21 protein-coding genes are annotated in these 26,376 nt (G+C 64.0%); 8 read left to right on the top strand and 13 right to left on the bottom strand.

Annotation, left to right across the window (positions count from 1 at the left end):
• Positions 1–165 precede the first annotated feature (165 nt).
• Entirely contained in the window at positions 166–2,529 is a 2,364-nt protein-coding gene (locus ABID58_RS04580) for a thiamine pyrophosphate-binding protein (RefSeq protein WP_354031705.1), read from the bottom strand.
• A gap of 137 nt (positions 2,530–2,666) precedes the next feature.
• Here ABID58_RS04580 and ABID58_RS04575 point away from each other — a divergent pair, with 137 nt between their 5' ends.
• On the top strand, positions 2,667–3,128 hold the full coding sequence (locus ABID58_RS04575; RefSeq protein ID WP_148748985.1) for an Lrp/AsnC family transcriptional regulator: 462 nt from the start codon (positions 2,667–2,669) through the stop codon (positions 3,126–3,128).
• A 91-nt stretch (positions 3,129–3,219) separates the two neighbouring features.
• A complete protein-coding gene (gene ppk2 / locus ABID58_RS04570) occupies positions 3,220–4,140 on the top strand; it encodes a polyphosphate kinase 2 (RefSeq protein ID WP_354031704.1) in 921 nt (306 codons plus the stop codon).
• A 108-nt stretch (positions 4,141–4,248) separates the two neighbouring features.
• Here the strand turns inward: ppk2 and ABID58_RS04565 are convergent, their stop codons facing one another.
• The 7 genes from ABID58_RS04565 to ABID58_RS04535 form a co-directional block, all read right to left on the bottom strand.
• Positions 4,249–5,328, bottom strand: coding sequence for a zinc-binding dehydrogenase (locus ABID58_RS04565; RefSeq protein ID WP_354031703.1), 1,080 nt, complete (start codon positions 5,326–5,328; stop codon positions 4,249–4,251).
• Between the two features lie 60 nt (positions 5,329–5,388).
• Positions 5,389–6,330, bottom strand: coding sequence for a DMT family transporter (locus tag ABID58_RS04560; RefSeq protein ID WP_187434601.1), 942 nt, complete (start codon positions 6,328–6,330; stop codon positions 5,389–5,391).
• 188 nt (positions 6,331–6,518) lie between these two features.
• Positions 6,519–7,358, bottom strand: coding sequence for an aldo/keto reductase (locus tag ABID58_RS04555; protein WP_354031702.1), 840 nt, complete (start codon positions 7,356–7,358; stop codon positions 6,519–6,521).
• 256 nt (positions 7,359–7,614) lie between these two features.
• Positions 7,615–10,320, bottom strand: coding sequence for a molybdopterin-dependent oxidoreductase (locus ABID58_RS04550; RefSeq protein ID WP_354031701.1), 2,706 nt, complete (start codon positions 10,318–10,320; stop codon positions 7,615–7,617).
• Between the two features lie 15 nt (positions 10,321–10,335).
• Positions 10,336–11,553 carry an NAD(P)/FAD-dependent oxidoreductase gene (locus ABID58_RS04545; RefSeq protein WP_354031700.1) on the bottom strand — a complete coding sequence of 406 codons (1,218 nt, stop codon included), beginning with the start codon at positions 11,551–11,553 and terminating at the stop codon, positions 10,336–10,338.
• A gap of 10 nt (positions 11,554–11,563) precedes the next feature.
• Entirely contained in the window at positions 11,564–11,992 is a 429-nt protein-coding gene (locus ABID58_RS04540; protein WP_354031699.1) for a globin family protein, read from the bottom strand.
• A gap of 123 nt (positions 11,993–12,115) precedes the next feature.
• The gene (locus ABID58_RS04535; protein WP_148748994.1) at positions 12,116–13,498 is read right to left on the bottom strand and encodes an MFS transporter; all 1,383 of its coding nucleotides are present in this window, start codon (positions 13,496–13,498) and stop codon (positions 12,116–12,118) included.
• A gap of 690 nt (positions 13,499–14,188) precedes the next feature.
• Between ABID58_RS04535 and ABID58_RS04530 the strand changes: the two genes are divergently transcribed.
• Both ABID58_RS04530 and ABID58_RS04525 read left to right on the top strand, forming a co-directional pair.
• Positions 14,189–15,028 carry a formate/nitrite transporter family protein gene (locus ABID58_RS04530; protein WP_148748995.1) on the top strand — a complete coding sequence of 280 codons (840 nt, stop codon included), beginning with the start codon at positions 14,189–14,191 and terminating at the stop codon, positions 15,026–15,028.
• Positions 15,029–15,087: 59 nt separating this feature from the next.
• On the top strand, positions 15,088–16,815 hold the full coding sequence (locus ABID58_RS04525) for a bifunctional protein-serine/threonine kinase/phosphatase (RefSeq protein ID WP_354031698.1): 1,728 nt from the start codon (positions 15,088–15,090) through the stop codon (positions 16,813–16,815).
• 35 nt (positions 16,816–16,850) lie between these two features.
• On the opposite strand, the gene ABID58_RS04520 is transcribed toward ABID58_RS04525, so the two are convergent.
• Both ABID58_RS04520 and ABID58_RS04515 read right to left on the bottom strand, forming a co-directional pair.
• A complete protein-coding gene (locus tag ABID58_RS04520) occupies positions 16,851–17,519 on the bottom strand; it encodes an NAD(P)-dependent oxidoreductase (protein WP_354031697.1) in 669 nt (222 codons plus the stop codon).
• A 77-nt stretch (positions 17,520–17,596) separates the two neighbouring features.
• A complete protein-coding gene (locus tag ABID58_RS04515; protein ID WP_354031696.1) occupies positions 17,597–18,466 on the bottom strand; it encodes an SDR family oxidoreductase in 870 nt (289 codons plus the stop codon).
• 103 nt (positions 18,467–18,569) lie between these two features.
• Here ABID58_RS04515 and ABID58_RS04510 point away from each other — a divergent pair, with 103 nt between their 5' ends.
• Positions 18,570–19,463, top strand: coding sequence for a LysR family transcriptional regulator (locus ABID58_RS04510; protein WP_354031695.1), 894 nt, complete (start codon positions 18,570–18,572; stop codon positions 19,461–19,463).
• A gap of 24 nt (positions 19,464–19,487) precedes the next feature.
• On the opposite strand, the gene ABID58_RS04505 is transcribed toward ABID58_RS04510, so the two are convergent.
• A complete protein-coding gene (locus ABID58_RS04505) occupies positions 19,488–20,405 on the bottom strand; it encodes an intradiol ring-cleavage dioxygenase (RefSeq protein WP_354031694.1) in 918 nt (305 codons plus the stop codon).
• 174 nt (positions 20,406–20,579) lie between these two features.
• Here ABID58_RS04505 and ABID58_RS04500 point away from each other — a divergent pair, with 174 nt between their 5' ends.
• Complete coding sequence (locus ABID58_RS04500) at positions 20,580–21,854, top strand: serine hydrolase domain-containing protein (protein ID WP_354031693.1); 1,275 nt, start codon at positions 20,580–20,582, stop codon at positions 21,852–21,854.
• Between the two features lie 263 nt (positions 21,855–22,117).
• Complete coding sequence (locus ABID58_RS04495) at positions 22,118–23,575, top strand: sensor histidine kinase (RefSeq protein ID WP_354032166.1); 1,458 nt, start codon at positions 22,118–22,120, stop codon at positions 23,573–23,575.
• A 4-nt stretch (positions 23,576–23,579) separates the two neighbouring features.
• Here ABID58_RS04495 and ABID58_RS04490 read toward each other — a convergent pair whose 3' ends face one another.
• Positions 23,580–24,308, bottom strand: coding sequence for a cytochrome c biogenesis CcdA family protein (locus tag ABID58_RS04490; RefSeq protein ID WP_354031692.1), 729 nt, complete (start codon positions 24,306–24,308; stop codon positions 23,580–23,582).
• Between the two features lie 208 nt (positions 24,309–24,516).
• Positions 24,517–24,783, bottom strand: coding sequence for a hypothetical protein (locus ABID58_RS04485; protein WP_354031691.1), 267 nt, complete (start codon positions 24,781–24,783; stop codon positions 24,517–24,519).
• Between the two features lie 515 nt (positions 24,784–25,298).
• Here ABID58_RS04485 and ABID58_RS04480 point away from each other — a divergent pair.
• A complete protein-coding gene (locus ABID58_RS04480; protein WP_148749002.1) occupies positions 25,299–26,348 on the top strand; it encodes a LysR family transcriptional regulator in 1,050 nt (349 codons plus the stop codon).
• The last annotated feature ends 28 nt before the right edge of the window (positions 26,349–26,376 follow it).

Raw genomic sequence — 26,376 nt, 5'->3', positions numbered from 1 at the left:
GGTTATATGAGCCGATGGCGGGAACGTGGCAAGGTGGCCCGGCCGTCATTCCGGGGCGCGACAAAGTCGTGAGCCCGGAATCCATTGCACAGTTCGGATTGACGCCTGATGGATTCCGGGCTCGACGCTACGCGTCGCCCCGGAATGACAACCGGGTTACGTCGACTACACCGCCATCTTACGATGTAGCACCGGCGCGCCGGTGGTGAGGCTTTCCGCCGCATCGATGATCGCATTCGCATCGATGCCATAGTGCCGATAAAGGTCCGCGATGGAGCCGGTCTGGCCGAACTGCTCGACGCCGAGCGCCTCGACGCGATGGCCGCGGACGCTGCCGAGCCAGCCGAGCGCCGACGGATGGCCGTCGATCACAGTCACGATGCCGCAATCGCGCGGCAGTGGCGCCAGCAGTTTTTCGACGTGGCTGAGGTGCTGCACGCCGCGCCGGTCGCGCCGCAATTTTCGCGCGGCAGTCCACCCGGAATGCAGGCGGTCCGCCGAGGTAATCGCAAGCAGGCCGATGTCGCGCCGGCTCTCGCCGATGAAGCCGGTCGCCTCGATCGCTTCGGGCGCGACGGCGCCGGTATAGGCGATCACGAGTTCGGCATTGGGGCCCGGCTTGCGCAGCCAGTAGGCGCCATCGGTAATGCCCTGCTGCAGCTCCGGCGTCATGATCCGCTGCGCCTGCTCGATCGAGCGCGTCGACAGTCGCAAATAGACCGAGCCGCCCTCGCCGGGATCGCGCTGCATGTGCTCAAAACCCCAGCCCATGATGACGGCGAGCTCGTCGACAAAGGCCGGCTCGAACGAGGCGAGCCCGTCCTGCGCCATGCCGATCAGCGGCGTCGCGATCGACTGGTGCGCACCGCCCTCCGGCGCGAGCGTGATGCCTGACGGCGTCGCCGCCACCATGAAGCGTGCATCCTGGTAGCAGGCGTAATTCAGCGCATCGAGACCGCGCTCGATGAAGGGATCGTAGAGCGTGCCGACCGGCAACAGCCGCGCGCCGTTGATCTGGTGCGACAGGCCGAGCGCCGAGAGCATGATGAACAGGTTCATCTCGGCGATGCCGAGCTCGAGATGCTGTCCCTTGGGCGAGAAGTCCCAATTGAAGGTGGACGGAATTTTCTCGCTGCGGAATAAATCCGCCTTCTCACCGCGCGCGAACAGGCCGCGCCGGTTCACCCACGGACCGAGATTGGTCGAGACGGTGACGTCGGGCGAGGTCGTGACGATCCGTTGTGCCAGCTCGCTGTCGCCGCGCGCGATCTCGTTCAGCACGAGGCCAAAGCCCTGTTGCGTCGACATCTGCGGCGACGGCTTGAAGGCCAGCTGCTGCGGCACCTCGACGACGGGCGCGGTCAGCCGGCGGCCGTCCTTGTTGAACGGCACCCGCGCGAGGAAGGCGTCGAGCTCGGCGGCACTTTGCGTGAGGCCTTCGTACTTGTCCCATTCGTGGCCGGGGCGGATGTTCTGGCTCTCGCGATATTTCTCCATCTGCGCGACTGTCATCAGGCCGGCGTGATTGTCCTTGTGGCCCTGGAACGGCAGGCCGACACCCTTGATGGTGTAGGCGATGAAGCAGACCGGGCGATCGTGATCGATCTGTTCGAACGCCTCCAGCATGCTTGCCATGTCGTGGCCGCCGAGATTCGACATCAGCGCCAAGAGCTCGTCGTCGCTGCGCTTGTCGATCAGCTTCGTGATCGGCCCCTGGTCGCCGATCTCGTCATGCAAATGCTTGCGAAAGGACGCGCCGCCCTGGAAGCACAGCGCCGCATAGAGCGCGTTCGGGCAATTGTCGATCCAGCGCTTCAACGCCTCGCCGCCGGGCTCGGCAAAGGCCTCGCGCATCAGGCGACCGTATTTCACGATGACGACGTCCCAGCCGAAATTGCGGAACATGGTCTCGAACTTTTCCCAGAGACCTTCGCGCACCACGGCATCCAGCGACTGGCGGTTGTAGTCGACCACCCACCAGGTGTTGCGCAGGCCGTGCTTCCAGCCTTCGGCCAGCGCTTCGAAGATGTTGCCCTCGTCCATCTCGGCGTCGCCGACCAGCGCGATCATCCGCCCCTCGCGGCGATCCTTCATCCAGCCATGCGCCTTGACGTAGTCCTGCACCAGCGAGGCGAACAGCGTCTGCGCGACGCCGAGGCCGACCGAGCCGGTCGAGAAATCGACGTCGTCGACGTCCTTGGTGCGCGAGGGATAGGACTGCGCGCCCTTGAAGCCGCGAAAATTCTCCAGTTTCTCGCGGCTCTGCCGGCCGAACAGATACTGGATGGCGTGGAACACCGGGCTCGCATGCGGCTTCACCGCGACGCGGTCCTCAGGCCGCAACACGCTAAAATACAGCGCCGACATGATGGTGGCGAGCGAGGCCGAGGAGGCCTGATGTCCGCCGACCTTCAGTCCATCCGTGTTCGACCGGACGTGGTTGGCATGGTGGATGGTCCATGACGACAGCCACAGCGCCTTGCGGGCCAGCGCGGTCAATGTGTCGAGACGGGCGGTATCAACGGGCATGGCAAATGCTCCCGGGAAACAGGTTCGGAAGATGATACGCCTGCGGGCGGCGCCAAACTTCTCAATTTTTCGCGCCGCACGCCCAAATATTGGGATAATTTACCAATGACCGCCGGCCAAACATAGGTTCCATTCCAATGCCCGAACTCGACGCCATCGACCGCAAAATCCTCAGCTCTCTCCAGACCGACAGCCGACTGACCATGCAGGAGCTGGCCGACAAGGTCGGGCTCTCGGTCTCGCCCTGCCATCGCCGGGTCAAGCTCCTGGAGGAGCGCGGGGTCATCTCGCGCTACATCGCAACCGTCGACCAGAAGGCGCTGGGCCTGCATGTCAGCGTCTTCATCTCGATCAAGCTCGCGCGGCAGAAGGAGGAAGACCTCAACCGCTTTGCCCGCGCAATATCGAAATGGGACGAGGTGCTGGAATGCTATCTGATGACCGGCAACCGCGACTACCTCCTGCGCGTGGTGGCGGCCGACCTTGCCTCCTACGAGATCTTCCTCAAGACCAAGCTGACCCGGCTCGACGGCATCGCCTCGATCGAGTCGAGCTTTGCGCTCAGCCAGGTCAAATATTCGATCGCGCTGCCGGTCTGACGGCCCCCGCCGGCCACCGGTGTCACATGGACGCAATAAACCCCGTCGATGGTCGCGGGCGACAGGCATCCTTGGCCCGAGAGAGAGACCCATGACTGCATCCGACCGCACCTCCCAGACCGCCAAGCGCGAGCGCATCATCCAGGAGATGGCCGACGATCTCGACGAGGAGCTGGAGATGGAGCTGGACGACTCCAGGCTCGACGAGTTGCTGGACGAGACCGACGTTCTCAACCCGACGGTCGATCGCCGGCTCTATTTCCGGGACCTGCTCCGGCTTCAAGCCGAGCTGGTCAAGCTCCAGGACTGGGTGCAGAGCGAGAAGAAGAAGGTCGTCGTGCTGTTCGAAGGCCGCGACTCCGCCGGCAAGGGCGGCGTCATCAAGCGCATCACCCAGCGCCTCAATCCCCGCATCTGCCGCGTCGCGGCGCTTCCAGCGCCGAACGAGCGCGAACGCACGCAATGGTATTTCCAGCGCTATGTGTCGCACCTGCCGGCCGGCGGCGAGATGGTGCTGTTCGACCGCAGCTGGTACAATCGCGCCGGCGTCGAACGCGTGATGGGCTTCTGCACCGACGAGCAGTACCAGGAGTTCTTCCAGACGGTGCCGGAGTTCGAACGGATGCTGATCCGCTCCGGCATCATCCTGGTCAAATACTGGTTCTCCATCACTGACGACGAGCAGCAGTTCCGCTTCACCATGCGCATCAAGGATCCCTTGAAGCAGTGGAAGCTGAGCCCGATGGACGTCGAGGCCCGCAGCCGCTGGGAGGCGTACACCAAAGCCAAGGAGACGATGCTGGAGCACACGCATCTGCCGGACTCGCCATGGTGGATCGTCGACGCCGTCGACAAGAAGCGCGCGCGCCTCAACTGCATTGCGCATCTCTTGAGCCAGATCCCCTATCAGGAAGTTGGTCGCGCTCCGGTGGTGCTGCCGCCGCGCGTGCGCAATCCCGACTATCACCGCGGTCCGATCCCGCCAGAGATGTACGTGCCTTCGAAATACTGACGAAGGTCTCGTAGGGTGGGCAAAGCGTAGCGTGCCCACCATTCTTACCACGGACGTGGACGCATGGTGGGCACGGCGCTTTGCGCCCTTGCCCACCCTACGACACCGTTACCGCCACGGCTGCACGATGATCTTGGTGTGCGCCTCGGGATTGGCGAGATCGGCGAACGCCTTGGCGACGCCGTCGATGCCCACTTCCGCCGTCACCATCGCCGCGGCATCCACCTGCCCGTCCGCGATCAGGCGCAGCGACGCCGAAAACTCCTCCGGCGTGTAGCCGAGCACGTACTGGACGTTGAGCTCCTTCATGATGCCGAGCATAGGCTCGCATCTGTCGCTCTCCATGCAGACGCCGACCACGACGATCCTGGCGTCGCGCGGCGCGCCTTCGAACACCTGCTGCAGCAGGCCGGGCACACCGACGCATTCGAAGATGACCGCGGGCTTCAGCGCCGGCAGCATGGCCTGGAGCGGCGGCCGCGCCGCCTTCTCCGCCTCCGACATCTGCGCGTGCTCGGCCCAGGTCGCATAGGGCTGCGACGTCAGGGGATCGACGACGATATCGGCGCCGAGCTGAGCTGCGAGCGCGCGGCGCGCCGGCGAATAGTCGGCCGCGACGATCGGATGCAGGCCTTTGATCTTCAGAGCTGCGATCACCGCGAGGCCGACCGGGCCGCAGCCGATCACGAGCGGCACTTCGCCGCCACCGATATTGGCCTTTGCCACGGCGTGAACGCCGACCGCGAGCGGCTCGGTCAACGCGGCGTGTTCCGGTGCAAGGCCGTTCGGCACCTCCAGCAGCAACGGCTCGCTGAGCAGCATCGCTTCCGCATAGCCGCCGACAAAGTCGTTGGAATAGCCGATGCCCTTGATGCCTTCCGGCGTCAGCAGGGCGGGCAGCGAGCACACATGCGTGCCGGGCTTGAGCTTGCGCGCGGTGCCGGGGCCATAGTCGACGATCTCGCAGCAGAACTCGTGGCCAAAGACGACATCGCGCGACAGATCCATCGGCGTTCGCCCGGTCTTCTTCGCCATCTCCACCATCCGCGGCGCGTGCTGGCGCGCGTGCAGGTCGGAGCCGCAGATGCCGCAGGCGAGCGTCTTGACCAGCACCTGGCCGGGGCCGGGCTTCGGTTCGGCCATCCGGTCGACGACAATCTCACCATTCCTGAAAATCGCAGCGCGCATCCGGCTCCTCCCTGTTCGTTGGAGCCGTTGATAGCACGAAGCAGGACGTGTGAACTTGCGTCAGGGGTTCGGCGAACGCTCTTCCAGCACCAGCAGCTGGGCGCGGCGGATGCGTTCGCGATGGGCGATGTAGAGACCGCTGGCGACGATGAAGGCCGCGCCGGTGACGGTCCAGACATCAGGCAGCTCGCCAAACAGGAAGAAGCCCAGAATGCTGACCCACAGCAGCTGCGTGTAGGAGAACGGCGCCAGCACCGAGGCATCGCCATAACGATAGGCGAGCACGACGATCCACTGGCCGATCGTTGAGGCAAGACCGATCACGATGCCGAGCCCGATGCCCGTCCAGGTCGGCGTGACCCAGACGAACGGCACCATGATGCTGAGGATCGCAACGCCGGTGAGAGCCGAGTACGCCATCGTGGTGAGCACGGCTTCCCGCCCGCTCATCAAGCGCGTCATGATCAGCGCGGCAGCCCAGCAGAACGCCGAGACGATCGGGAAGAACGCAGCGATGTGGAACGCGCTCGAGCCCGGCCGCAGGATGATCATCACACCGATCAGCCCGATCGCGGTCGCGATCCAGCGACGCATGCCGACCTTCTCGCTGAGGAAGATGATCGACAGCGCGGTGACGAACAGCGGCGAGACGAAGCCGGTGGCCGAGGCTTCCGCGATGGGGAGGAAACGCAAGCCGGTGATGAAGAACAGCGAGGAGCCGAGCAGCGCGACGCCGCGCATCAATTGCAGCCCGAGACGTTCGGTGCGCATCGCATGTAGCGGCGAGCCCGGCAGCATCACCGGCGTGAACATCAGCGCGAAGGTGACGAAGCGGATCCAGGTGATCTCGATCGACGGCAGGCTCGTCGAGAGATATTTCGCGGTGACGTCGGAGCAGCCGAGAAACACCGTCGACAGCAACACCAGCGCGATGCCCTTGAAGGGATGATCGACGCGCGCAGGCGCGCGACGCGTCTGCTGCTTCTTCTCCGGCACGGGCATGGAAATACTGTCGAGCCTTGCGGCTGCGGCGGGCGGCGGTGTCACGGCTGGAACCTGGGAAAACGACGATTCGGGAACGGTCGTAAAAAACGACAAATGCGCCGCTTTCACAACTTCCGAAAACAGGATGCCGATATGCGCTCACGTCCGCGGGTGTCAATACTCCATTAATAATAGGCTTTTGTGCACTACAGCATGGGCAGGCCATGTGGCTTCGGACCGCGCGGAAACGCCGCATCCAGCGCTGAAATCTCCTCTTTCGTCAGCACGAGATCGCCAGCGGCCGCATCTTCGCTGGCGTGTTCCGCGGACGACGCCTTGGGAATCGCGAACACCGTAGTCGCACGGGTGAGGAAGCTCAGCGCGACCTGACGCGGCGTCGCGCGACGCGCCTCCGCAATGCGCGCCAGCACGGCGCCGCCCTTGCTGCGCTCATCGGGAAAATCATCGTGTCCGAACGGCGAATAGGCGACGACCGCGACGCCATGCCGCTCGCACCACGGGATCACCGCGTGCTCGATCGCGCGCTCCTTGAGATGATAGAGCACCTGATTGCAGGCGATCTTGCCTTCGCCGGAAACGTCGAGGATCTCGTCGAGATCGGCGGCGTCGAAATTCGAGACGCCCCAGGACTTGATCTTGCCGGCCTTCACCAGTTCCTCGAACGCGGCGACGGTGTCTTCAAGGTCATACGAGCCACGCCAGTGCAGCAGATAGCAATCGAGACGGTCCGTCTTCAGCCGCTTCAGCGAGCGCTCGCAAGCGGTGATGGTGCCGCGACGCGAGGCGTTGCTCGGCAGCACCTTCGACACGAGGAACACGTCATCCCGGCGGCCCGCGATCGCATCGGCAATGACGAGCTCGGCATCGCCATACATCTCCGCGGTGTCGATATGGGTCATGCCGAGATCGAGCCCGCGTTGCAGCGCCGCGACCGCACGTTTGCGATCGCCATGGTCGAGATACCAGGTGCCCTGCCCGATCACGGAGACATTGGCGCCGGTCCTGCCGAAGGGTTTTGCGTTCATGTTCGTCTCCGATGCCGATCTCTCGTCCCAGCAACTACCACGGAGCTCAAGAGTTCAGTTCACTGACGACTGTTGGACGGCAGGACGATAGGGCACAACGGCGCGGCCGTCGATTGCTGCGGGTGTCATCGCAAAAATTCGTGTACAGCTGCATCAACACCGTCATTGCGAGCGCAGCGAAGCAATCCAGAATCCCTCCGCGGGAAGACCCTGGATTGCTTCGCTGTGCTCGCAATGACGATGGAAAGAGCGCCGTCTACCCCACCGCGCCCGCGACCTTTACCTGCTTCGCCGGGGCCACCTCGGTCGTCGCAATCAGCCGCTTCAGCTCGGGGATGCAGGAGCCGCAATTGGTGCCGGCCTTGAGCTTGGCTCCGATCTCGGCGGCGGTGCGGGCACCGCTCGCGATGGTATCGCAGATGGTGCCGCGGCCGACGCCGAAGCAGGCGCAGACGATCGGGCCGGTCGCCGCGGCTCCTTCGCTGGATTTGCCTGATAACAGCATGCGGCGCTGATCGTCGGTGACATGATCGGCCGCGAAAACGCTCTTCACCACCTCCCAGTCGCCGGCATCATGCGCGGGGCCGACGAACAGGCAGGCCTCGATGCGATCGCCCGCGAACGAGGCCGCGCGGTAGACGCCGCCGCCGAAATCGCGGTACTCGGCCACGTCGTCGCCGGCGAGGCCATCGAGCCAGGCCGGCCAGCGCGACAGATCCGCATTGTCGGCGAAGAGATAGCCGAAGCCGCCGGCGACGGTCGTGCGGGTCCACAACAGATTCGGCGGCAGATCGAGCTGCTTGCGCGACAGCACAAAGCCGCGGAAGACGTATTCATACGGCGCGATCGCAGCCGGCGTCGCCTTCGACTCCGGCTGTCCGGAGAACGGATCGGTGAACGGCGCGACCAGCGCACCGACGCGGCCGTGCGAGGCATTCATCGCGCTCCAGTGGATCGGCGCGAACAGCGTGCCGCGCTGCTGCCGCTCGCTGACGACGGCCTTCAAAATGCACTGGCCGTAATCGGTGGCGATGCGGGTATAGCCGTCATGGACGATGCCGTATTTGTTGGCGTCGTCGGGATGGATCTCGACGAACGGCTCAGGCAGATGCGCGCCGAGCCGCTTGCTCAGCCCCGTGCGCGTCATGGTGTGCCACTGGTCGCGGATGCGTCCCGTGTTGAGCCGCAGGGGACGCGACGGTCCTGTCTCGCTGCGCAGTGCCGGCACCTCCGGCGCGACGAAGCGGCCCTTGCCGTCATTGGTGAAGAAGCCGCCAGTCGCGAAGAAGCGCTCGCCCGGCGCCTCGCCCTCGCGCGCCGGCCATTGCACGGGCTTCAAGGCGTCGAAGTCCTCGTCGGACAGCGACGTCAGCGCGCCGATGTCGAAATCGCGGCTGCCGTTGTTCTCGAACGCCGAGAGCGCGGCATGCTCGCGGAAAATCTCGGCGGCGGATTTGTAATTGAATCCGTCGCCGAAGCCGAGGCGTTTTGCGGTCTCGCTGAGGATCCACCAATCGGGGCGCGCCTCGCCGGGTGCGGGGAGGAACGAGCGCTGGCGGGAGATGCGGCGCTCGGAATTGGTCACCGTGCCCGACTTCTCGCCCCAGGCCAGTGCCGGCAGCAGCACGTGCGGGCCGGCCTCGACCGTGTCGTTGGAGAGCACGTTCTCGGACACCACGAACAGCTCGAGCTTCTTCAGCGCCTCGCGCACGAGATCCGCATCGGGCAGCGACACCGCGGGATTGGTGCCCATCACCCAGAGCGCCTTGACCTCGCCGCGGTTGATCGCCTCGAACAGCTGCACCGCCTTCAGCCCTTCGTGGGTGGCGATGCGCGGCGCCTTCCAGAACCGCCTGACACGGTCGATGTCGGGCGGCGTGAAGTTCATGTGCGCCGCGAGCTGGTTGGCGAGGCCGCCGACCTCGCGGCCGCCCATCGCGTTGGGCTGGCCGGTGAGCGAGAACGGCGAAGCACCGAGCTTGCCGATGCGCCCCGTCGCGAGATGGCAGTTCAGGATCGCGTTGACCTTGTCGGTGCCCTGCGCCGACTGGTTGACGCCCTGCGAATAGAGCGTGACGACACGCTCGGTGTCGCGGAACATCCTGAAGAAGGCTGCGACGTCCTGCTCGGAGAGGCCGGTCGCCAGCGCGGTCGCGGTGACGCTGCCGGCGATGCTGCGCGCGCGCGCCAGCGCATCATCAAGGCCCGACGTGTTCCGAGCGATATACTCCTGATCCAGTGCGCCGCTGTCGGCGAGATGGACGAACAGGCCCGAGAACAGCGCGGTGTCGGTGCCGGGCTTGAGGCCGAGGAACAGATCGACGTCGCTCGCGGTATCGGTGCGGCGCGGATCAATCACGATCATGCGCGCGCCGCGCTCCTGCCGGTTCTTCACCATGCGCTGGAACAGCACCGGGTGGCACCAGGCGGCATTCGAGCCGACGAAAACGAGCAGATCGGCCTGGTCGAGATCCTCGTAGCAGCCCGGCACGGTGTCGGCGCCGAAGGCACGGCGGTGGCCGGCGACCGAGGACGACATGCAGAGCCGCGAATTGGTGTCGACATTGGCGGTGCCGACAAAGCCCTTCATCAGCTTGTTGGCGACGTAATAATCCTCGGTGAGGAGCTGGCCCGAAAGATAGAACGCGACCGCATCGGCACCGTCGCGCGCGACGATGTGCTGCATCCGATGGGCGACGTGATCGAGCGCATCGCTCCAGGCAACGCGCTCCAGCACGCCCTTGCAGCGGATCATCGGATACAGCAGCCGGCTCTCGAGCCCGACGGTCTCACCGAGCGCAGAGCCTTTCGAGCACAGCCGGCCGAAATTCGCGGGATGATCGGGATCACCCGCAATCGCAGCGCCACCCGCGCCGTCGGGCGTTGCGAGCACGCCGCAGCCGACGCCGCAATAGGGACAGGTCGTCTTGGTGGTGCGGAGGCTGGGGTCGATCGCCGTCATGTCAAGCCGTCTCCTTCACGCCGCCTTGGACGGAAACGCGAGCGCGCGGCCGAACATCATGTCCGCGCGAATCCCGGCGATCTTCTCGCGAGTGCGGATCAGCTCGAGATACCAGAGCGCATCCGTGGTATCGCCGATCAGGACGGCGCCGGTGAGGCATCCGTCGGCAATGACAAGCTTCTTGTAGGTACCGCGCCTGCGGTCGGTCAGCACGAGGCTCTCGCTGCCCTCGCCGCCCATGAAGTCGCCGGCGGAAAACACGCTGACGCCGGAGACCTTGAGGTTGGTCGAGACCACGCTGCCCTGATAGGCGGCGGGTCGGCCGCCGAGATGCCGCGCCAAGACGCGCGCCTGCTCATAAGCCGGCTCGACCAGGCCGTAGCAGGTGCCGCGATGCTCCGCGCACTCGCCGAGCGCGTAAATGTCGGGCGATGCGGTTTGCATCTCGTCATTGACGACGACGCCGCGGTTGACCGCAATGCCGGCCTCCTTGGCCAGCGCAATGTTGGGCCTGATGCCGGCGGCGAAGATCACGGCGTCGGCCTCGATGCGGCTACCATCGGCAAGCTCGACGGCCTCGACATGGCGCTCGCCATGGATGCGGGCGGTCGAGGCATTGAGCATAATGTGGATGCCCTTGCGCTCGACCAGCGTCTTGAGCAGATCGGCGGCCGGCCCATCGAGCTGGCGCTCCATCAGCCGGTCCATCAGATGGAGAAGCGTCACGGGCGCGCCGGCCTTCGCAAGGCCGTAGGCTGCCTCAAGCCCGAGCAGGCCGCCGCCGACCACTACGACGCGCTTCTTCGCGGCCGCCAGCGTCAGCAACAGGTCGACATCGCGCGTGTCGCGAAAGGTATGGACACCGGCGAGATCGGCGCCCGGCACGTTGAGCCGCAGCGGCGTCGATCCCGTGGCGAGCACAAGCTTGGAATATTCCATGCTCTCTTCGCCGGCGATCTTGAGCTCGCGGCGGCCAGTGTCGATCTCGGTGACGCGATAGCCATAGCGCACGGTGACACCGCGATGGCGCCACCAGTCCGCCGGGCGGAGCTCAATCTCGTGCGAGCCGGTCTCGCCGGCCAGCACGGAGGAGAGCAGCACGCGATTGTAAGCGAGCCGCGGCTCATCGCCGATAACGGCAACCGCGTAGCGGCCGAGCGCAGTCTTGGCGAGTTCATCGACCAGACGCGCGGCCGCCATACCGTTACCGACGATGACCAGCGGTTCACTCACAAGGCATCTCCTATTCGGCGGCCTGCGACTGTGCGCCGTAGGCTTCGGAAATCATGTAGCCGGACAGCACGCCATAGGCGTCGGTCCAGGCGGTTGCGAGTTCGCCCGTCCAGGCCTCGGCGAGGCCCTTCTCCAGGGTCCAGAGCAAGGTCGCGCCGACCACGGGATAGTGCTCGGCCTTGGCGCCATAGGCGACGTGACGCTTGGCGAGCGCCGAGGCCGCGGGAAGAATCGTCTCGAGATTCGACAGGCCGCTGACGACAGCAGCCAGCATGCCCATCAGCTTCTTGCGCTGCTCGGTCATGTCCTCGGGAAACATCGCACGCACGGACGGCGCCACTTCGAACAAGCGGTCGTAGAACAGCTGCGAAGCTGCTTCGGAAATCGGCGCGACCTTGGAAAAGCTTTGCTGCACGAGGGCGATCTGCTGAGGTGTCATGATGGTTTCCTGTCTGTTTCGGTCTGCCTTTGTCCGCGCCGTTGCGGAGAAAGCTCATGGATCAAACGTCATCAGAGCGGCTTCTCCCCGCGTGCGGGGAGAAGCGAGTTTCGTAACGCGCGATTACACGCGCGCTTCGGCGAGGCTTGGCGCGCCTTCCGCCTGCGGGCTGCGACGCAGGTAGAACCACCAGGTCATTCCGAGGCAGATCGCGTAGAACGCGAGGAAGATGGCGAGCGCGACCTGCGGTCCGCCCGTCATCGCGATCGACTTGCCGAAGCTGCTCGGGATCAGATAACCGCCAACCGCACCGACCGCGCCGATGAAGCCGACAGCCGCACCGCTCTCGATGCTCGCGGTCTTCAGCGCGAGAGCGCGCGCCCCATCGCCCTTGCCGCGCACCTTGAACAGGTTCTCCTCGCGGAAGATCGAGGGGATCATGCGGTAGGTCGAGCCGTTGCCGATGCCCGTCGTCAGGAACAGGATCAGGAACATCGCGAGGAAGCCGGTGAAGTCCTTCTCTCCGACGAAGTACAGCACGCCGATCGTGGCCGCCGCCATCGCGATGAAATTCCAGAAGGTGATGATGGAGCCGCCGACCTTGTCGGCGAGCCAGCCGCCGAACGGACGCGACAACGAGCCGACCAGCGGACCGAGGAACGCGATCGAGATCGTGACAGTCGGAAACTGCGTCTTGATCAGCAGCGGAAACGCCGCGGAGTAGCCGATGAACGAGCCGAACGTCCCGATGTAGATGATGGCCATGATCCAGGTGTGCTTGCGCTTGACGATCGCAAGCTGGTTCTTGATCGACGACTTGGCCGAGGTCAGGTTATTCATGAAGAACACCGCGCCGATCACCGCGATCGCGATCGGCAACACCCACATCAGGCCCGCGTTCTGGAGATAGACGCCGCCGACCGGCGCTGCCTGGAACAGGTTGATGACGGCGAGCGTCATCAGGATCGGCGTCAGCAGCTGCACGCTGGAGACGCCGATATTGCCGCCGGCCGCGTTCAGGCCGAGTGCCCAACCCTTCATCCGGTCAGGAAAGAAGAAGGAGATGTTGGTCATGCTGGAGGCGAAATTGCCACCGCCGAGACCGGCCGTCGACGCGATCAGCAGCATCAGCCAGAACGGCGTTTCGGGCTGACCGACGAAATACGCAAGCGCCAGAGTCGGGATGAACAGCACGGCTGCGCTGAAAATCGTCCAGTTGCGCCCGCCGAACGTGGTGACCGCGAACGTATAGGGAAAGCGCATCAAGGCGCCGATCAGGCCCGGCACAGCCACGAGCTGGAACAGTTCGTCGGTCGAGTAATGGAAGCCCGCCTGCGGCAGCTTGGTCGCGACGATGCTCCAGATCAGCCAGACCGAGAAGCCGATGTGCTCAGCGACGATCGACCAGATCAGATTACGCCGGGCGACGACTTTGCCGCTCGCATTCCAGAACGCCTCATCTTCGGGGCGCCAGTCAGAAATCCACTTCGGATTGCCTTCCTTCATTGGAAAAGTCCCTTTCACTAGGAAGCGGGACACCGACTGACGCGGGGCGCAAAGATGCACGCTCGGGGAAGCCCCCGTTTTCGGCGGTGTCACGATTTGAATGATTGCTCGGTGACGGCGTCGATGGCGTCGAGACGCTTAATTCAAGCTCCATGCCAAGTCGGCAAATGAGAGAAAAATAAGTAACTACAGCCACTTGTGTCTATGATGAAAAAATAATCACGCCTATAATTGCATCAAAAACTTGCTGGCCGCTCATTTCTTGAATGCGGATTCGCCCGTTGATTGTGCGTCGCACAAGAGTTGGGCAGGAGCCCGTTTTCGCGCCAGCCCGCCGCGGCGGCGGTCGGACGCGATGTTCTCCAGAAGGGCTATCCCCTTCCAGCACGAGCAAATTTGGGCTCGGAATGCTGCCTGCCGTGCCGGATCATCTGGCACATCGATTGCTTCCACTCTGCCTAGTCAACGATGACTGACAGTGAGCCGGAGCGCGAAGCCACCGAAGGCCACTGGGAAGCCTATTCGCTGGTCCGCCAAGGCGCGGTCATCGTGACGCTATCCCTTGCGCATGTCGATGTCGCTTTCCGGTACGCGCCCCAATCCCACGGGGCGCGAAAGCTCACTGGTCTGACAAAGGCGTCGATCCGGCACGGACCGGGTCGATCATGCACATGAGCAAAGGAGCTGTTGATGTCGTATCTCGCACCTTCGGAATTCGTCACCAAGATGGTGGACGCAGGCGAATCCAAGATCTTCATGTCCACCAGGGATACGGTCATCCGCGCCTACATGGCCGGTGCCATCCTGGCACTCGCCGCCTGGTTCGCCGTCACGATCAACGTCAACACCGGCCAGCCGATCATCGGCGCACTGCTGTTTCCGGTCGGATTCTCGATGCTCTATCTGTTGGGCTTCGACCTTCTGACCGGCGTGTTCGTGCTCGCGCCGCTCGCGCTGATCGACAAGCGGCCCGGGGTCACGCTCGGCGGCGTCTTGCGGAACTGGGGCCTTGTCTTCATCGGCAATTTCGCCGGCGCCCTCACGGTGGCCTTCATGATGGCTTTCGTGACGACGTTCGGATTCACGCAGGACCCGGACAAGGTCGGCGCGGCCATCGGCAATATCGGTGAAGGCCGAACGCTCGGCTACGCGGCACATGGCGCCGCCGGCATGGCGACGCTGTTCATCCGCGGCATGCTCTGCAACTGGATGGTCTCGACCGGCGTCGTGGGCGCCATGATCTCCACGACTGTGCCGGGCAAGGTCATCGCGATGTGGATGCCGATCCTGGTGTTCTTCTACATGGTGTTCGAGCATTCCGTGGTGAACATGTTCCTGTTCCCGTCGGGCCTGATGCTCCATGCCAAGTTCTCGATCATGGATTATTTCATCTGGAACGAGATCCCGACCGTGCTGGGTAACCTCGTGGGCGGCCTCGCCTTCACCGGACTGACGCTCTACGCGACGCATGTGCTGACGAAGCCGAAGCGCGAACCGGGTGCGAAGGCGCAGACCCGCGCCGCGGCCTGATCGTCAACAAAGGGAGCCTCGCCTGATAAGGTGAGGCTCCCTTTGCATTGGTGGCGATAATGGGCCGGGGCTTGCGAATTTCGATCGGGCAGCACTCCGACAGGGGGCGCAAGCCGGTCAATCAGGACTTTCACGGCGCCCTCATCCCGGCGGAGCCGCTGTTAGGCCTGAAGGGGATTGCCGTCGTCCTGGCCGACGGCATCTCGAGCAGCGCCGTGAGCCAGGTGGCGAGCGAATCCGCGGTCAAGAGCTTCCTGACCGACTATTACTGCACGCCCGAGTCCTGGACGGTGAAGACCTCGGCGCGACGCGTGCTGGAAGCCACGAATTCATGGCTCCACGCCGAGACGCGCCGTAGCCAATACGCCTATGATCGCGACAAGGGCTATGTCTGCACCTTCACAGCCATGGTGGTCAAATCGACCATGGCCCATATCTTTCACGTCGGCGATTGCCGGATCTACCGCGTCGCCGGCAAGGCGCTCGAGCAGCTCACCGACGATCACCGCGTCATCGTCTCGTCGGAACAGACCTATCTCGGCCGCGCGCTCGGCATCAACCCGCAAATCGAAATCGACTACCAGGCGCTCCAGATCGAGCAGGGCGACATCTTCCTGCTGGCCACCGACGGTGCCTACGAGTTCGTCGATCATCGCTTCGTCCGGACCGCGCTCGCGACGCACGCGGACGATCTCGATGGAGCGGCGAAATCCATCGTCGAGGAAGCCTATCGGCGCGGCAGCGACGACAACATCACCGTCCAGATCCTGCGCATCGACGAAGTGCCGCCGACCGGCTCATCCGACATTTTTGGCGGCACGGCCGAGCTACCGCCGCCACCGCTGCCGGAGCCGCGGGCGCTGTTTGACGGCTATCGTATCGTCCGCGAGATTCACGCCAGCAGCCGCAGCCACATCTATCTCGCGGTCGACACCGAGACTGAGGAGACGGTCGCGCTGAAGATCCCCTCGATCGATCTTCGCGACGATCCCGCCTATTTGAAGCGGTTCCTGATGGAGGAATGGATCGCGCGACGGATTGACAGCCCGCACGTCCTGAAGCCCCGCTCGCGGTCCAAACGACGCAACTATCTCTATGTCGCGACCGAGTTCATCGAGGGGCAGACGCTACGGCAGTGGATGCTGGACAATCCTCGCCCCGACCTCGAGACCGTGCGCGGCATCGTGGACCAGATCGCCGCGGGCCTGCGCGCCTTCCATCGCATGGAAATGCTGCATCAGGATCTGCGACCAGACAACGTCCTGATCGACAGGACCGGCACCGCGAAGATCATCGACTTTGGTGCGGTCAAGGTCGCCGGCGTCGCCGAGGCGGCACCGGACAACACCGAAATCCTCGGCACGGTGCAGTACACCGCGCCAGAATACTTCCTTGGCGAAGGCGGCTCTCCCCGATCGGACATGTTCTCGCTGGCGACCATCTGCTACCAGATGCTGACCGGAGAGCTGCCTTACGGCGCCCAGGTCGGCCGTATCAGAGGACGATCGGACGCGTGGAAGCTCAGATATCGTCCGGCCAGCCATGACGACCGCGCCGTCCCGGTCTGGATCGACGGCGCGCTACGCAAGGCGCTGCATCCGGATCCCAACAAGCGCCACGAAGATGTGTCCGAATTCACCTACGAGCTCAGGATCCCGAACCCCGCTTACCTCAGCACGCGGACCACGCCCCTGATCGAGCGCAATCCGCTTCTGTTCTGGAAACTGACCACGGTGGTCCTGGCCTGCGCCGTCGTCGTCCTGCTCGCCCTGCTGCACGCGCGCTAGCAGGGCCGGTCTGGGTCAGGCCGGGTCGGCCGCCTTCACCATGTGATCAACGGAGAACGATGCAGCCAGGCATCAGCGCGCAGCTGGTCCAAGACGAACCTCGCAACGTCTTCTCGCGATATGCCTCCGCCATGGAAGTTGGATAGATCCGTGAGCGCCCGGATCGTATCGCGGCTCGGCTTGTTGTTCAGGACGGAGGGGCGAACCAGAACCCAATCGAGGCCGCTGTCTCTCACGATCGCTTCCTGACGATCCTTGTCGGCGTACACTCTGCGCAGGAGCAGCGGGAAAATCAGCTTGTCGAAAAGAAAACCGCCGTGCCCGACACTGTCACCGGCTCCCATTCCCGTGATGCAGACCAGACGTGAGACTTGCTCGATCTGCATTGCGCTCGTGAGCGCGCGCGTCGCTGTCGAGAGAAGCGTCACCTCTCGAAACGGGCTTGCCCGTGTGCCCAGCGCACTCACGACGGCGTCACGGCCTTTGAGCGCCTGGCGCAGCACTTTTTCGTCACGGGCGTCTCCGACAATGAGTTTCGCCCCCTTGAGATCACGCGCCTTCTCGGCAGAACGCACGAGCACGCTGACGTCGTACCCTCGCGCCACCGCCTGGCTGACGATCAGACGGCCAGTACCGCCGGTCGCTCCAAGAACCAGTATCTTCGGTGGGGCAGTCCGGATGTCGTCGGTTTCAGAATTTTGCATGGTAGCTACCTCGTAAGGCGGGACGCCTGCGCTGGCGATTGCATCCTTGTTGTCGTTGTCGGGTATCGCCCCTGCCCTCAGGCCGACGCCGCGATCTCGGAGGCGAACTCTCGATAGGAACGCAGGGGACGGCCCAGGAGCGCGGTCAGACGCTCGACGTCGCCAGCGTCGGGAATCATGCCGTCCGTCAGGAAGCGCTCGCACATCAGCCGCATGTCGTAGGCCATCCAGCCCGGCATGAACTGTCTGAGATTCTGCTCGAATCTGCCGGCGTCGTCGCCGCCATAGGCGATCGTGCGGCCCAGCACCTCCGACCAGATGGCGGCGATATCCGCGCCGGTCAGCGTGTCCGGACCGACGAGATTGATCCGGTCAAGCGGGAGCGGCCCGGTGGCCCGCTCGCGGCGGATCAGCTCGATGGCTGCGATCTCGCCGATGTCGCGCGCATCGATCATGGCGAGCCCCTTGCTACCGATCGGCATCGGATAGACACCATGTCCGAGCACGACGTCCTTGATCGTGAGATCGTTGTTCATGAAGTAGGCCGGCCGCAGGATGGTGGCGTTGAAGCCCATCTGTTCGATCATCCGCTCGACACCGAACTTGCCCGCGAAGTGCGGCACGTTCACGTAGAGATCGCTGTGGATCACTGACAGGTAGACGATCCGCTCGACGCCCGCCTCGCGCGCCAGGTTGAGCGCGATCAGCGCCTGCGTGAATTCATCTGCCACCACTGCGTTGAGCAGGAACAGGGTGGATACGCCTGACAACGCACCGCGCAAGGAGTCGACATCGAGCAGGTCGCCCTGCGCGACGGTGACGCCTGTCGGGAAATTGGCCTTCGCGGAATCGCGGACGAGAGCACGAACATCGGCGCCGCGCTTCACCAGTTGTTCGACAACTTGGCGGCCGACAGTGCCGGTTGCGCCGGTAACGAGGATGGTCATGGGGGTCACTCCGGTTGGGGTCAAAAGACACTCCGGAAACTAGCGATCCACATTTGGCCCGATAGACGCTATATTTGGACATACCGTCCCACTGGTGGAACACATGGATCTCCTCGCCCTCGCTGACTTCAATCTCGTCGCCCGACACGGAGGGTTCGGACGAGCAGCCCGCGCCGCAGGACGTCCGAAAGCGACCCTGTCCCGCCGGGTCGCGGAACTGGAGAGCAGCCTCGACCTGCGCCTGTTCGAGCGCGGATCGCGCGTATTGAAGCTCACACAAGAGGGACGGGCACTTTACGAGCGAACTGGCGCGCTGCTGACTGAACTCGACGAAACCACGGCGGCGATCGCTTCGGGTGGCGACAGGCCGCGCGGCAGGCTGCGGATCAGCGCACCGTTGCTGTTCTCGCAAACCGCGATGGGGAAGCTCGCCGCCGGTTTCGCGCTCAGATATCCGGAGATCCGGCTTGAGGTCACGACGGAAGACCGGAGCGTCGACATGGTGGAGGAAGGCTACGACCTGGTCATTCGGGTCAATCCGGATCCAGATGAAAGCCTTGTCGGACGAATCTTTCTGCGCGATCGGCTGGTGGTCGTGGCGAGCCCAAGCCTGAAACGGCCGAGGGGCGATCACGCTGTGCCGGCTATCATGCGCGGGGCGGGCGACCGCAAGACAACCTGGGAAGTGACGGTGCCAAAAGGAAAATCGCGCATCGCGGTTGATCCGGTGCTTCGCCTGTCATCGCTCGTCATGGTCCGCGATGCGGTCCGGGCGGGCGTCGGCGCCGCACGCCTTCCAGTGTCACTGGTCAGTCACGACCTCGCCGCCGGCACGCTGGTGCATTGGGGCGACGTCGACGGACCAGAGATCGCGCTGTGGACGCTCTATCCATCGCGCCGGCTCTTGAGCGCGCGCGTATCCGCCTTCCTCGACTTTATGAAGGAGGCCTTTCCGATGGGGACGCCCGACGAGCTGGCGGCCTATATCGGGAGGTGAGAAGCGGCGCGCCCGGCAGGGCCGTCAGGCCGGCTCCGCCGCCTTCGTCCCAAGCGGCTTCGGCGCCATGCCGCCGCCCGGCTTGAGATGGAATTCGTAGGTCATCAGGTGCCACTGTCCGCTTGCCTTGCTGCCGTCGGGCATCTCAAGGTCGTTGCGCGGCTCGACCTTGGCGACGAGGTCGTCCTTGACCCCGAACACCACGTCGGAATCGAGATATTTGTCGCCGTCCATGAAGACGTGGGTGATCAGCGGCTCGTAGCCCTTGGCGTTGACCAGGAAGTGCACATGCGCCGGGCGCATCGGGTGGCGCTTGGTCTGCACGATCATCTCGCCGACCGGCCCATCCGTCGGGATCGGATAGCTGCACGGCAGAATGGTGCGGAAGAAGAAGCGGCCGTCGGCGTCGGTGATGAAACGCGCCCGCGCCGAGGCGCCGACCTCGTCGTAATTCGCCTTCTGTGAATCGTAGAACCCGTCATCGTCGGCATGCCAGACGTCGACGGGGACATTGGCGAGCGGCTCGCCCTTGAGATCGGTGACGCGGCTCTGCACGAACATCCGCTCGCCGGTGAGATTATTCGGCGAGATATCGGTGCCATGAGCGGTGATCTTGTGCTCGCCGACATAGAACGGGCCGAGCACCGTGGTCTCGGTCGCACCATCGCGGTCGCGGTGGTTGACGGCATCGACCAGCATGGAGACGCCGAGCACGTCGGACAGCAGGATGAACTCCTGACGGGTGTCGGTGCATTTCTGGCCGGTGCGGGTCAGGAAATCGATGGCGTATTCCCATTCCTCGAAAGTGAGACCGGTCTTGCTTACGTAATCGTGCAGCGACTTCATCAATTCCTGGAGCAGGAATTTCGCACGCGGATTCGGTGTCTGGTCAAAGCTCCGGACGACGGCTTCGGTGAGTTCGGTCTCGTTGAACTGGGTCATGATGCGTTTGCCTTGCATTTTTCTCGTTGGGCCCATGAAAAGTCCTGGGGGCTCCCTGGAGGCGTTCCAGACTGGAGCCTACACCAGTCGGTGGGCTTGCGTTAAGCGCGACCCGCTTGGAATGGGGTCCCAATTTCGGCTATTACCTCCTGCAGAAACTGCCCGGAGGAACTGATGCTCGCCCCTACCCCCGCCTCACCCGAATCCGTCGGCATGTCCAAGGCCGCGCTCGACCGCGTCGATGCACACCTGAAGAACCGCTACATCGATGCCGGCCGTTTCCCGGGCACGCATCTGCTGGTCTATCGCCGCGGCAAGGTCGCGCACAGTTCGGTCCAGGGCTTTGCCGATATCGAGCGCAAGGCGCCGGTCAAGGACGACACCATCTACCGCATCTATTCCATGACCAAGCCGCTCACCAGCGTCGCCTTCATGATGCTGGTCGAGCAAGGCCTGGTCGCGATCGACGAGCCCGTCGCAAAGTACATTCCGGAATGGAAGGATCTCGGCGTCTTCGTCGCGGGCACCTCACCCGCCTTCCTGACCCGGCCGCCGTCCCGGCCGATGCTGATCGTCGACCTCCTGCGCCACACCTCCGGGCTGACTTACGGCTTCCAGCAGCGCTCCAATGTCGATGCCGCCTATCGCGCCGAGAAGATCGGCGAGGTCGAGAAGTCAGGCACGCTCCAGACCATGATCGAGGCGCTGGCCAAGATCCCGCTGGAGTTCTCGCCGGGCGAGGCCTGGAATTACTCGGTCGCGACCGACGTGCTCGGCTATCTCGTCGGCAAGATCTCGGGCATGCCGTTCGAGCAGTTCCTGAAAACACGCATCCTTGATCCGCTCGGCATGACCGACACCGATTTCCACGTGCCGGCCTCGAAAGCGCATCGTTTCGCCGCCTGCTATTCCGCCGATCCCGGTGGCGGCATGACCTTCCATGCCGGCCAGCGACGCGAGGGCCTGACGCTCCAGGACGATCCGACCAAAAGCTCGTTCCTCTCGCCGCCCTCCTTCATCTCCGGCGGCGGCGGCCTCTGCTCGACGGTCGCCGACTATCTCACCTTCTGCCGCGCGCTGCTCAACGGCGGCGAGCTCGGAGGGGTCAGGCTGATCGGGCCGAAGACACTGGCACTGATGACGACCAACCACATTCCGGGCGGCCGCTTCCTTCCCGAGGTATCGCGCTCGCTGTTCTCCGAGGCGACCTATAACGGCATCGGTTTCGGCCTCGGCTTCGCCGTCACCATCCGCCCGGCGGAGACACTGATCGCCGGCAGCCCCGGCGAATATAATTGGGGCGGCGCGGCCACGACCTCGTTCTGGATCGATCCGGCCGAGGAGCTGATCACGATCTTCATGACGCAGGTGCTGCCGTCGAGCGCCTATCCGCTCCGCCGCGAGCTGCGCAGCATGATCTACGCCGCGATCACCGAGAGCAATCTCTGACCTTCCCAACATTTGTTGCAACGGGCTTCGCGCATCATCGCGGAGCCCGCGACATCGCATCGTGCATGAGTTGAGGCGGCGGCGATTGCGCCGCAAAAATCCAGTCTGGCCTGGTCGCCGGATGTGAAAATCATGGCGCAGCGCAAATCCTGCCCGTATGGTTTGACAAAATCATAATCCGGCGTCGCAGCGCTGGAACCGGGACGCCTGCGTTGTCAAAGCTCTCTTTGCCGGTCCGGCTCGCTCTCCTGGTGACGGGAACGATGTTGCCGTTGATCGTTTTCGCCGTCGGCCTCGCCTATTCCAACTATCGCCAGGACCGGAGCGACGCGACGCGCCGGGTGCTCGAGACGGTGCGAAGCATGCGCCTCGTGCTCGATTCCGAGGTGCAGCGGATGACGGGCGGCCTGCAGGTGCTCGCGCTTAGCGAGTCCTTGCACAGGGGCGACTTCGACAGTTTCCGCCGCTCGGCAGTCGGGTTCATCAGCCAGTATGGCGAGGACAGCGTCCTGCTGCTGGCCGACAAGTCCGGGCACCAGCTGTTCTCGACGCTGACGACCGACACGGCGAGCCTGCCGCCGCGCAACAATCGCGATATCGTCGAACGAGTCTTCGCGAGCAAGGCGCCGCAATTTTCCGATCTGTTCACCGGCTCGTCCAAGAAGCGCCCGATCGTCACGGTCGAGGTCCCGGTGCTGCGTGACGGCGAAGTCGTCTACACGCTCTCCTTCAGCCCGCCGATCGACATCTTCCAGCACCTGGTCGAACGGCAGCGCCCCGACGAGCAGTGGACGGTATCGCTGCTCGACAGCAAGGGCGTCGTGTTCGCGCGCGCCCCCAATCCGAACGAGACCTTCGGCAAGCAGGCTTCGCCGTCGCTCTATGAGGCGATGTTCCGCGCACCCGAGGCGGTTCTGTCGAGCGTGTCGCTCGACGGCGTGGCCCTCGCCTCGGCCTATGCGCGATCGCGGCTGACCGGCTGGACCGTCGCCGCCGGCGTCACCGAGAGCTCGCTGATCGCGCCGCTCTGGCGCGACATCGCGATCACCAGCCTGATCGGCGGCGTGCTGCTGCTGGTCGGCCTCACCTTTGCGGTCAGGATGGCGACCACGATCGCGCGCGGCGACATGCTGCACAATCTGCTGATCGAGGAGCTCAACCACCGCGTCAAGAATACGCTGGCGCTGATGCAGGCCATCGCAGTGCAGACTTTTCGCAGCGCCAGCCGCGACGAGCGGACCAAATTCGAGGGGCGCCTCTGCGCGCTGGCCGAGGCGCACAATCTCCTCAGCCAGGAGAAGTGGGCGGGCTCGGAGCTGCGAGACGTGATCGCACGCGCGCTACAGCCGTTCCTGCTCGCCAATCCCGATCGCATCAGGATGGCCGGCCCCACCGTGCCACTGTCACCGCGGCTTGCCGTGGTGCTGTCGATGATCGTGCATGAAATCGCGACCAACGCCGCGAAATACGGCGCGCTGTCCAACGAGACCGGCCGTGTGACCCTGGACTGGGAGATCATGGAAGATGCGCCCAAGCCGCGGCTCCGGCTGATCTGGACCGAGACTGGCGGCCCGCCGGTGACCGCGCCGGTGCAGCGCGGCTTCGGCTCGCGCCTGATCGAGCGCAGCGCGCGCGACCAGCTCGGCGGCGAGGCAACGGTCGACTTCCTGCCGCGCGGCGTGGTCTGCACGGTCATCTGCGCGCTGGACGAGGAGCGGTGAACGCCTACCCGATCGTCTGCAGCGCCGGAAATGTCTCCAGCAGCCAGATGCTCACATTGGAGACGGCGCCGGTGAGGAAGCCGATGCCGGTGATGACCATCAACACGCCCATGGCGCGCTCGACATTGACGAGCTGGCCCTTCATGCGCGCGAACAGCTTTGAGAACTGCTCGATCATCAGCGCCGCGATCAGGAAGGGTATGCCGAGGCCCGCGGAATAGACCGCGAGCAGCCCCGCCCCCTTCGTCACCGTCGCCTCCGCCGCGGCGATCGAGAGGATCGCGGCGAGGATCGGGCCGATGCAGGGCGTCCAGCCGAAGGCGAAGGCGAGGCCCATCACATAGGCGCCCCAGAGACCGACGGGTCTTGGTGCAGTCAGGCGCCCCTCGCGCATCAACAGGCCGATCCGCGTCAGCCCGAGGAAGTGCAGGCCCATGATGATGATGACGATGCCGGCCAGGATCGACAGTTCCGCCGACCAGGCGCGGATCAGCCCGCCGACCAGCGAGGCGCTGGCACCGAGAGCCACGAACACCGTCGAGAATCCGAGCACGAACAGCAGCGCCGCCATCATGATCGCGCGCTTGGAGGTCGCCGGCTCGTCGCTTTCGACATGCTCGATCGTGGCGCCGGTGAGATAGATCAGATAGGGCGGAACCAGGGGCAGGACGCAAGGCGAGAGGAAGCTGACGAGGCCGGCAATCAGCGCCGCCGTAATCGAGACATTTTGCATGATGCAGTCGGAGCCATCCCGGGCCCTCGGGCAGCGCGCCGGGAATGGGCGCATGGCCGGAGCCAAACCGGCTCTGGTGTAGCCGATGCCGGGGAATGCGCAACAGAGGCGCGATCAAACCAAGGCTCCTCCCGATGCCGTCTGCGATCACAGATGCGGCATCGGGACGCGCACAAATCTCGCCAAAAAGCGAGATTCAGCGGCGCGGCTACTTCACCACGCGGAGCAGCGGACGCCGGGGCTGGTCCTGCGTCTGCTTGGAGGGGGGCAGCGGCTCGCTGGCAGCGCTCCGCAGCATTTCGTCGCACAGCGCCTTGAGGTCCGCACTGTCAATTCCTTTGAGCTTCATCCTGACATCGAGGATGACGATCGAGAGCAGCTCAGCCGACTCACGGCTGTTGCTCTCGTTGAGAACCTTGCGGCACCCCTCGAGCGTCTCGAGCACCGACTGCAACTGTTCGTCTGAATGCGACACGGCGTTCTTTCCGTTAATTCGGGCTGCGAGACGTGCTTGAAACGATCCCCTTGGCCCCCAAAGCGAGCCAAGGATAGCATGAGGAGTCCGCGCCCTCGAAGATGATTTCAATGTGTTTCTGCGTCGAAACCGCAGTTCCAGATGGCTTTGCAAAGCGGCGCAAGTCGGAATGGCGAGAGCTGAAACGCTTGAAGCTGAAACGCTTGGAGCTGAAACGCCTGGAGCTGAAACGCCTCGGCCCGCGCGATCGATCCATCCCGCGAGCGCGCGCGGCATTTCGCACGCCACCCTCAGGTCCAATTGGACCCGGCAATCCCGCAGCCATGGTAAGGCTCGCAACGGAACGCACGTGTACCCCTCTTCCGGGCAACAACTAGCCCGATTCCCAACCCCAAGCACACTAAAATACCACTTCGGGCGCGGTAAGTATGGCGTTTAAAACTCACCGTTCCCCAACCCGTCGTGGTTGTGGTTTGCGCTAGATTCTGCCAGTTTAGCGCCCCGAAGGGACTTGTATGCACTCCTTGGCGGAAAGGGGCGTTCCACTGGAGGAACGCCTAAAGACAAACATCAGCGGCCTCTCCGATTGGGATGCGGCCCGCATCTTCTTGGAAGTCGTTCGATGCGGCAGCTTCCGCTCGGCGGCCGAACGCTTGTCTCTGTCGATCAACGCTGTCCGCCGCCGGATCGATGATTTTGAGCGCCAGACCGGCACCACCCTGTTCACACGCGATGTCCACGGCACCCATCTCACCGATGAAGGCGCGCTGGTGGTCTCCGCTGTCGAGCGCATGGAGGCGGCGGCCTTCGACGTGTTGCGCACCAGTGATTCAACCGCCAACGCCCTCACCGGCGAGGTTCGCGTCGCCGTCACCGAGGGATTGGGCACCTTCTGGCTCGCCCCCCGGCTGGTGGAATTCCAGCAAGCCTATCCGAATATCCTGGTCGACCTGCATTGCGCGATGCGCTCGGCGGACGTTTCCCGCCACGAGGCCGACGTCGCCATCCATCTGTCGCGGCCATCGGCGCTCGACGTCAAGCTGGTGCGGCTCGGCCGCATGCATTTGATGTTCTGGGCTTCGGAAAAATACCTTGAGAAATATGGCACGCCGCACTCGGCGCTCGAATTGATCAAGCACCGCCTGGTGCTGCAATTCGCCGACCAGCTCGCCGCCAAGGAAACTTTCGAGAGCTTCTTCCCGGGCGTTCCGGAGCGTGACCTTCTGGTCATGAAGACCAACGTCTCAAGCGCCAATTACTGGGCTGTCGCGAATGGAGCCGGAATCGGCGTATTCCCGAGCTATGCCATTGCGCTTGGCGGGAAGTTGATTCCACTGGAGGTCGAGTTGAACCGACCGCTGGATATCTGGTTGTCCTACCACCCTGGTAGCGGCCGGATTCCCCGCGTGCGGCACATGATTGATTGGCTGATCGAAGCTTTCAATCCGGCTCGCTTCCCGTGGTTTAAGGAAGAGTTCGTGCATCCGCATGAATTCAAGGACTCGTATATGGGCGAACCCCTGACCCAGCTCTTCGGGGGATTTTCAACCGAAGAACAAAGGTGAAAACCAAAATGAAAGCAGCGGCGAAAAG

Origin of the sequence: Bradyrhizobium sp. S3.2.6, assembly GCF_040546885.1 — a bacterium.
GTDB classification, from domain to species: domain Bacteria; phylum Pseudomonadota; class Alphaproteobacteria; order Rhizobiales; family Xanthobacteraceae; genus Bradyrhizobium; species Bradyrhizobium cytisi.
This window is presented reverse-complemented; position numbering and strand designations above follow the sequence as displayed.

Excerpts from the sequence above, each read along its gene's own strand:
- ABID58_RS04515 (WP_354031696.1), bottom strand. The coding sequence starts at position 18,466 with ATGACCATCCTCGTTACCGGCGCAACCGGCACTGTCGGCCGCCAAGTT.
- ABID58_RS04490 (WP_354031692.1), bottom strand. The coding sequence starts at position 24,308 with ATGCAAAATGTCTCGATTACGGCGGCGCTGATTGCCGGCCTCGTCAGC.
- ABID58_RS04560 (WP_187434601.1), bottom strand. The coding sequence starts at position 6,330 with ATGCCCGTGCCGGAGAAGAAGCAGCAGACGCGTCGCGCGCCTGCGCGC.
- ABID58_RS04520 (WP_354031697.1), bottom strand. The coding sequence starts at position 17,519 with ATGCAAAATTCTGAAACCGACGACATCCGGACTGCCCCACCGAAGATA.
- ABID58_RS04575 (WP_148748985.1), top strand. The coding sequence starts at position 2,667 with ATGCCCGAACTCGACGCCATCGACCGCAAAATCCTCAGCTCTCTCCAG.
- ABID58_RS04500 (WP_354031693.1), top strand. The coding sequence starts at position 20,580 with ATGCTCGCCCCTACCCCCGCCTCACCCGAATCCGTCGGCATGTCCAAG.
- ABID58_RS04510 (WP_354031695.1), top strand. The coding sequence starts at position 18,570 with ATGGATCTCCTCGCCCTCGCTGACTTCAATCTCGTCGCCCGACACGGA.
- ABID58_RS04530 (WP_148748995.1), top strand. The coding sequence starts at position 14,189 with ATGTCGTATCTCGCACCTTCGGAATTCGTCACCAAGATGGTGGACGCA.
- ABID58_RS04495 (WP_354032166.1), top strand. The coding sequence starts at position 22,118 with ATGTTGCCGTTGATCGTTTTCGCCGTCGGCCTCGCCTATTCCAACTAT.
- ABID58_RS04525 (WP_354031698.1), top strand. The coding sequence starts at position 15,088 with ATGGGCCGGGGCTTGCGAATTTCGATCGGGCAGCACTCCGACAGGGGG.
- ABID58_RS04580 (WP_354031705.1), bottom strand. The coding sequence starts at position 2,529 with ATGCCCGTTGATACCGCCCGTCTCGACACATTGACCGCGCTGGCCCGC.
- ABID58_RS04565 (WP_354031703.1), bottom strand. The coding sequence starts at position 5,328 with ATGCGCGCTGCGATTTTCAGGAATGGTGAGATTGTCGTCGACCGGATG.
- ppk2 (WP_354031704.1), top strand. The coding sequence starts at position 3,220 with ATGACTGCATCCGACCGCACCTCCCAGACCGCCAAGCGCGAGCGCATC.
- ABID58_RS04550 (WP_354031701.1), bottom strand. The coding sequence starts at position 10,320 with ATGACGGCGATCGACCCCAGCCTCCGCACCACCAAGACGACCTGTCCC.
- ABID58_RS04535 (WP_148748994.1), bottom strand. The coding sequence starts at position 13,498 with ATGAAGGAAGGCAATCCGAAGTGGATTTCTGACTGGCGCCCCGAAGAT.
- ABID58_RS04480 (WP_148749002.1), top strand. The coding sequence starts at position 25,299 with ATGCACTCCTTGGCGGAAAGGGGCGTTCCACTGGAGGAACGCCTAAAG.
- ABID58_RS04540 (WP_354031699.1), bottom strand. The coding sequence starts at position 11,992 with ATGACACCTCAGCAGATCGCCCTCGTGCAGCAAAGCTTTTCCAAGGTC.
- ABID58_RS04505 (WP_354031694.1), bottom strand. The coding sequence starts at position 20,405 with ATGACCCAGTTCAACGAGACCGAACTCACCGAAGCCGTCGTCCGGAGC.
- ABID58_RS04555 (WP_354031702.1), bottom strand. The coding sequence starts at position 7,358 with ATGAACGCAAAACCCTTCGGCAGGACCGGCGCCAATGTCTCCGTGATC.